Origin of the sequence: Streptococcus parasanguinis (assembly GCF_001073155.1) — a bacterium.
Lineage (GTDB): Bacteria > Bacillota > Bacilli > Lactobacillales > Streptococcaceae > Streptococcus > Streptococcus parasanguinis_D.
In genome coordinates, this window is the sequence record NZ_JVEE01000035.1 from 21845 (window position 1) to 27911 (window position 6067).

General features: G+C 44.0%; 5 protein-coding genes. All 5 read left to right on the forward strand.

Translation table 11 applies throughout. The annotated features are described in order from the left end of the window. Window positions 1-60: 60 nt before the first annotated feature. The 5 genes from scrK to ADH92_RS05750 all read left to right on the forward strand — a co-directional run bounded on the left by scrK (window position 61) and on the right by ADH92_RS05750 (window position 5752). Window positions 61-960, forward strand: coding sequence for a fructokinase ScrK (gene scrK / locus ADH92_RS05730; RefSeq protein ID WP_003016958.1), 900 nt, complete (start codon window positions 61-63; stop codon window positions 958-960). Between the two features lie 247 nt (window positions 961-1207). Then, window positions 1208-1618 carry a peptide deformylase gene (locus ADH92_RS05735; RefSeq protein WP_049497831.1) on the forward strand — a complete coding sequence of 137 codons (411 nt, stop codon included), beginning with the start codon at window positions 1208-1210 and terminating at the stop codon, window positions 1616-1618. Window positions 1619-1753: 135 nt separating this feature from the next. After that, the gene (locus ADH92_RS05740; RefSeq protein ID WP_021153785.1) at window positions 1754-2200 is read left to right on the forward strand and encodes a MarR family winged helix-turn-helix transcriptional regulator; all 447 of its coding nucleotides are present in this window, start codon (window positions 1754-1756) and stop codon (window positions 2198-2200) included. After that, window positions 2197-3999 (forward strand): ABC transporter ATP-binding protein, encoded by a 1803-nt coding sequence (locus ADH92_RS05745; RefSeq protein ID WP_021153784.1) that lies wholly within the window; start codon window positions 2197-2199, stop codon window positions 3997-3999. Before ADH92_RS05740 ends, ADH92_RS05745 begins: the two co-directional genes overlap by 4 nt. After that, window positions 3992-5752: an ABC transporter ATP-binding protein gene (locus ADH92_RS05750; protein ID WP_049497753.1), complete on the forward strand. Its 1761-nt coding sequence runs from the start codon at window positions 3992-3994 to the stop codon at window positions 5750-5752. Before ADH92_RS05745 ends, ADH92_RS05750 begins: the two co-directional genes overlap by 8 nt. Window positions 5753-6067: the final 315 nt, after the last annotated feature.

The following is a 6067-nucleotide window of genomic DNA, read 5'->3' on the forward strand; positions in this document are numbered from 1 at the left end:
TGACTACAAAATATGCTATAATAAATACAGGATATTTTTCATAATAAAAAAGGAGCCAACATGACAAAATTATATGGAAGTTTGGAAGCTGGCGGTACAAAATTTGTTTGTGCAGTTGGTGATGAAAACTATAATGTTGTGGAAAAAGTACAATTTCCAACAACCAAGCCAATTGAGACGATTGATAAGTGTATTGAATTTTTCTCAAAATTTGAGGATCTAGTTGGGCTTGCGATTGGATCATTTGGACCAATTGATATCGATCCAAATTCAAACACTTATGGTTTCATCACAACGACTCCAAAACCAAATTGGGCCAATGTAGATATCGTTGGGGCTTTCCGACGTGCCTTGAATGTACCTATCTATTTCACGACAGATGTGAATAGTTCTGCCTATGGAGAAGTGGTCGCACGCAATAACGCGGGTGGTCATATCGAAAACTTGGTTTACTATACAATCGGAACAGGAATCGGAGCTGGTGTCATCCAACGTGGTGAGTTTATCGGGGGAGCTGGACACCCAGAAATGGGGCACTACTATGTGGCCCAACACCCAATGGATGTAGAAAAAGAATTCAAGGGTGTTTGTCCTTTCCACAATGGCTGTTTGGAAGGCTTTGCGGCTGGTCCTAGTCTGGAAGCTCGTACAGGTATTCGTGGGGAAAACATTGAACTCAACAGCAATGTATGGGATATTCAAGCCTACTACATCGCACAAGCAGCGGTGAATGCGACAGTTACCTTCCGCCCAGACGTCATTGTCTTTGGAGGAGGAGTCATGGCTCAACAACATATGTTAGATCGTGTTCGCACGAAATTTACTGCCCTCTTGAACGGTTACCTCCCTGTACCTGATGTGAGAGATTATATTGTGACACCTGCAGTTGCCGGCAATGGTTCAGCGACCTTGGGGAACTTTGTCCTTGCAAAAGAAGTGAGCGAAAAGCTTAAAAAATAAGCAGCAATTGTCTCTTAGAGGTTAGAAACAAGAGCGAGGAGGCTGGGACAAAAGTCCTAGCCTCTCAATTATTTTTGGATTGTCGAGCAAGACGCAGTGGTTGAGTGGGCTCTACTACGCCGATTTCATCAGCTTTTACAGCCCTACTCAACTGTGCGGAGGTGGGACGATGAAATCCAATTCTAACGAATTACCGATTTCTGTCCCACTCTCTTCTTTCGTCTATCTATCAAGAAGTGAGGAAGGAATGAAAAAGAATATTGTAAAAGATGTCTTATTCTTGGGTCAAAAGTCAGAAGAAGCGATACCTGAGGATCGCACCTTGGCTTTGGATTTGCAGGACACCTTAAATGCTCATCTCCTTGAGTGTGTCGGTTTAGCAGCCAATATGATCGGGGTGAAAAAGCGAGCGATTATCATCCGAATGGGAAGTGAAAATTTGGTCCTGTTTAATCCGGTTCTCCTTGAAAAGAAAAAGCCTTACCAAACAGAGGAAGGATGCTTGTCCTTGGTGGGGAGTCGGCCGACCACTCGTTATGAGGAGATTTCAGTGGCCTATCGAGATATGAATTGGAAAGCAAAAACAATTCATTTGTCAGGCTTTCCGGCCCAGATCTGTCAGCATGAAATGGATCATCTAGAAGGCATTATTATCTAAAGATGAAGGATGGAGTCGATTCGGCTCCTTTTTTTAGTTCTTATGGAAACTTTTTTCTTGACAGGGATCTTTTTTGTGTTAAAATAGTTCTCATAGTAACTTTAAAGTTCTTAAGAGAACTATTTGGAGGAAATGATGGACAAACCTTTACTAGAATTTAAAAAAATCGGTCATCTCATTCACCTCATGGTAGAAAGAGAGGCCAAGAAGAGAGGGCTTGAATTTAGCGCAGGACCCCAAGGTCAGGTATTGGGCTTTTTATCTCATCGTGAAAAGGAGGGAAAAGTGACCTTGATTCGGGATGTTGAGCAGGAACTTCATATCTCAAAATCCGTGACGAGTAACCTGATCAAGCGCATGGAGAAAAATGGCTTTATTTATCTAGAGCCTAGTCCAACCGATAAACGGGCCAAGTATGTCTACCTAACAGACAGTGTAAAAGATAAATTGAATGACATGAAACAATTCTTTGAAGAAGTGGACCAGGATATGATGGCTGGTGTATCAGAAGAAGAATTGGCCATCTTTTTCAGGGTCATGCATCAATTTTATGAGAATATGAAAAAAAGGAGCGAGGAATGATCAATATATTTCGGCGGTTAACTGCCAAAGAATGGGGCATGATTGCCCTTAGTACGGTCTTTATCTGTCTGGCTGTTTGGATGGATTTAAAGACTCCTGAATACTTATCCGATATCACGACCCTCTTAGCCAAGGATGGGACCAAGGTTTCTGATATTATGGATCCGGGAAGCAAGATGTTGCTCTTCTCTTTTGGAAGCTTTTTGATGGCAGTTTTTGTGGGCTTTTTGGCTTCAAGAGTCGCTGCCAGCTTTACGACGCGACTTCGAGGAGAGATTTTCCATCAAGTGATGGATTACTCTGATGCCGAGATCAAGAAATTCTCCGTTCCCTCTCTCTTGACTCGTACAACCAATGATTTGACCCAGTTACAAATCATGATTGTCATGGGGATGCAAGTTGTGACGCGTGGTCCCATTATGGCGATTTGGGCTCTGACCAAGATTTGGGGGAAGAGCAGTGCCTGGACAACGTCTGTTGGGATTGCGGTCTTGATGGTCTTGATTCTTCTCTCTGTTCTGGTTCTTATTGCCTTTCCGCGCCAGCAAAAGGTTCAAGGTTTGACCGATGCTTTGAATGCGACGACACGGGAGAGTTTGACTGGGGTGCGAGTGGTTCGCGCCTACAATGCAGAAGCTTATCAAAATGAGAAATTCCAGGCTGAAAACAAGGGCTTAACCCGTCTAAATCTCTTTGTTTATCGTTTGATGTCTTTGATGAACCCTGTCATGACAGTGGTATCAAGTGGGTTGACCCTTGCTATCTACTGGATTGGGGCGCACTTGATCAATGATATCGCCATGCCAAAAGATCCTACAAAGATCTTCACCAGTCCTGCATTAGCGGATCGGACCAAGGTCTTCTCCGATATGATCACCTTCTCCTCTTACGCCATGCAGGTTGTCGTTGGCTTTATGATGATGGTGGCCATCTTGATTATTCTTCCTCGTGCCTTGGTATCTGCCAAACGAATCAACCAGGTCTTAGCTTTAGAGCCGTCTGTAGCCTTCCCAAGTGAGTCAAAAGAAACAACAGGCCAAGAGGGTACCGTTGAATTTCAAGATGTTTCCTTCCGATATGGACGGACTTCCCGTGCTGTGATTGAACATGTGACCTTCTCAGCTCAGAAAGGACAAACCGTTGCCTTCATCGGATCAACCGGTTCTGGGAAATCCACTTTGGTCAACTTGATTCCGCGCTTTTACGATGCAACAGAAGGAAAGATCTTAGTGGATGGCATCAATGTCAAGAATTATAGCCACCAAGAACTGAATAATAAAGTCGGCTATATTCCCCAAAAAGCAGTGCTCTTTAGCGGCACTATTCGCTCCAATATGGAATTTGGAGAAAGTAGTCAAGGAAAATTAGAGGATGAAGCCATCTGGAAAGCTCTTGAATTGGCCCAAGCCAAAGAGTTTGTGGCCGCAAAAGAAAAAGGCTTGGATACAGAAGTAGCGCAAGGAGGAAGCAACTTCTCTGGCGGTCAACGGCAACGCTTGGCCATTGCACGGGCCCTGGCTCGCAAACCTGAGATCCTCATCTTTGATGATTCCTTCTCAGCTCTAGATTATAAAACAGATCGGATCCTGCGACAAGCCTTGAAAGAAGAGCTTGCAGATACGACCAAATTGATCGTTGCCCAACGGATTTCGACTATTATGGATGCAGATTTGATTTTGGTCTTGGATCAAGGGAAGGTCGTCGGTCAAGGTACCCACAAGGAATTGCTTGCGACCAATGAAGTCTATCAAGAAATTGCCTATTCACAATTATCTAAGGAGGAGTTGGAACATGCATAAGACAAAACAAAAAACATCCCTTTGGAGCCAACTTTCTCCCTATTTGAAGGGCTTCCACCTATTTTTCCTAATTGCTATCCTCTTTTCGATCGTATCGAGTGTAATCACGGTTATTGGACCGGATAAGTTAAAAGAAATTACAGATACCATTACAAAAGGGATGGGAGGCGCCATTGATATTGATAAGATCACTTCGATTGCCCTGACCTTAGCCATCCTTTATGGAGTTGGAGCACTGGTGTCCTACAGCAGTAGTTTCATTATCTCAACCATGATTCAGCGCTTTGCAGAACGCTTGCGCAATGCCATTGCTGAGAAGATCAATCGCGTGCCCCTCCAATATTTTGATAGCCATGAACAAGGAGATACCTTGTCTCGTGTGACCAATGACGTGGATTTGATGACCCAATCCTTTAACCAAAGCTTGGTTCAAATGGTCTCTTCTATTGTCTTATTGATTGGCTCCATCCTTATGATGTTTAAGACGGACTGGCACTTGGCGGTGACAGCGATTGTGTCCGTCTTTGCAGGTTTTGCTCTTTCCAGCATCATTATGGTCAAGAGCCAGCCTCTCTTTAAGCAACAACAGGACAACCTTGCCAAAGTTTCAGGTTATGTTGAAGAAATCTATAGTGGCCACAATATCGTCATTTCCTACAATGGCCGTCACCAAGCCAAAAATCATTTTGATGCCATCAACCAAGATTTGTACCATAGCATGTGGAAATCCCAATTCTTCTCTGGGATCATGATGCCCTTGATGCAGTTTGTAGGGAATTTCGGCTATGTCATGGTCTGTATCGTTGGGGCTGTCCTCACCATTAATGGAGACATTACCATCGGGACCATTGTTGCCTTTATGACCTATGTCCGCATCTTTACCCAACCAATTAGTCAAATGGCTCAAGGCATTACCCAATTGCAATCAGCTAGTGCTGCTATGGGGCGTGTCTTTGAATTCTTAGACGAAGAAGAAATGGAAGATGAATCCCAAAAAACACGCCAATTGGAAGTGCCAAAAGGTCATGTTACCTTTGAACATGTTCGCTTTGGTTATTCACCAGATAAGACTATTATCCATGACTTTACAGCTGAAGCTAAGCCAGGACAGAAGGTGGCCATTGTTGGTCCGACAGGTGCAGGTAAGACGACCATGGTCAATCTCTTGATGCGTTTTTACGACATTCAAGCTGGTAAAATTACCATCGATGGTGTGGATACTAAGGCCATGAGCCTAGAAGAAGTTCATGATGCCTTTTCGATGGTCTTGCAAGATACCTGGCTATTTGAGGGGACCATTCGGGAAAACCTGGTCTTCAATCAAACGGATATTTCAGACGAAGCGGTGGAAGCAGCAACCCGAGCGGTTGGGGTCCATCACTTTATTCGGACCTTGCCGAATGGCTATGATACTGTATTAGATGATTCAGTGACCTTGTCCGTGGGTCAAAAGCAACTCTTGACCATTGCGCGTGCCCTCTTGAAGGATGCTCCGCTTCTTATCTTGGATGAAGCAACCTCATCTGTCGATACCCGTACAGAAGAGTTGATTCAAAAAGCCATGGACAAACTCATGGAAGGCCGGACCTCCTTTGTCATTGCCCATCGCTTGTCCACTATTCGTAATGCGGATCTGATTCTCGTGATGAAAGATGGAAATATTATCGAGCAAGGAAACCACCAAGAACTCATGAGCCAAAATGGCTTCTATGCCGATCTCTACAATAGCCAATTCACAGAAGAAGTAGCGTAACAACAAGATACAAAGCCCGTAAAATGCAAAGTGAAAATAGGAAATTCTTGCAGTGAGCCATGCTCACAAGAGAATTTATCTTTTTCACACAGCATTTAGGGCGTGTTCAATTCGTGTAATGGAAAGCACAATGGTGCCTTGCCGACACGACTCACTAACTCCTCAGGTGGATAATATCGATCCACCTTCGTCCTGTCGCAATTCCAACAAGATACAAAGGGCGTAACATACAAAGTGAAAAAATGAGAGTGGGACAGAAATCGGTAATTCGTTAGAATTCGATTTCGTCGTCCCACCTCCGCACAGTTGAGTAGG

What these genes read in the sequence shown, in the direction of transcription:
- scrK (WP_003016958.1), top strand. Translation starts at nt 61, where the DNA reads ATGACAAAATTATATGGAAGTTTGGAAGCTGGCGGTACAAAATTTGTT.
- ADH92_RS05735 (WP_049497831.1), top strand. Translation starts at nt 1,208, where the DNA reads ATGAAAAAGAATATTGTAAAAGATGTCTTATTCTTGGGTCAAAAGTCA.
- ADH92_RS05740 (WP_021153785.1), top strand. Translation starts at nt 1,754, where the DNA reads ATGGACAAACCTTTACTAGAATTTAAAAAAATCGGTCATCTCATTCAC.
- ADH92_RS05745 (WP_021153784.1), top strand. Translation starts at nt 2,197, where the DNA reads ATGATCAATATATTTCGGCGGTTAACTGCCAAAGAATGGGGCATGATT.
- ADH92_RS05750 (WP_049497753.1), top strand. Translation starts at nt 3,992, where the DNA reads ATGCATAAGACAAAACAAAAAACATCCCTTTGGAGCCAACTTTCTCCC.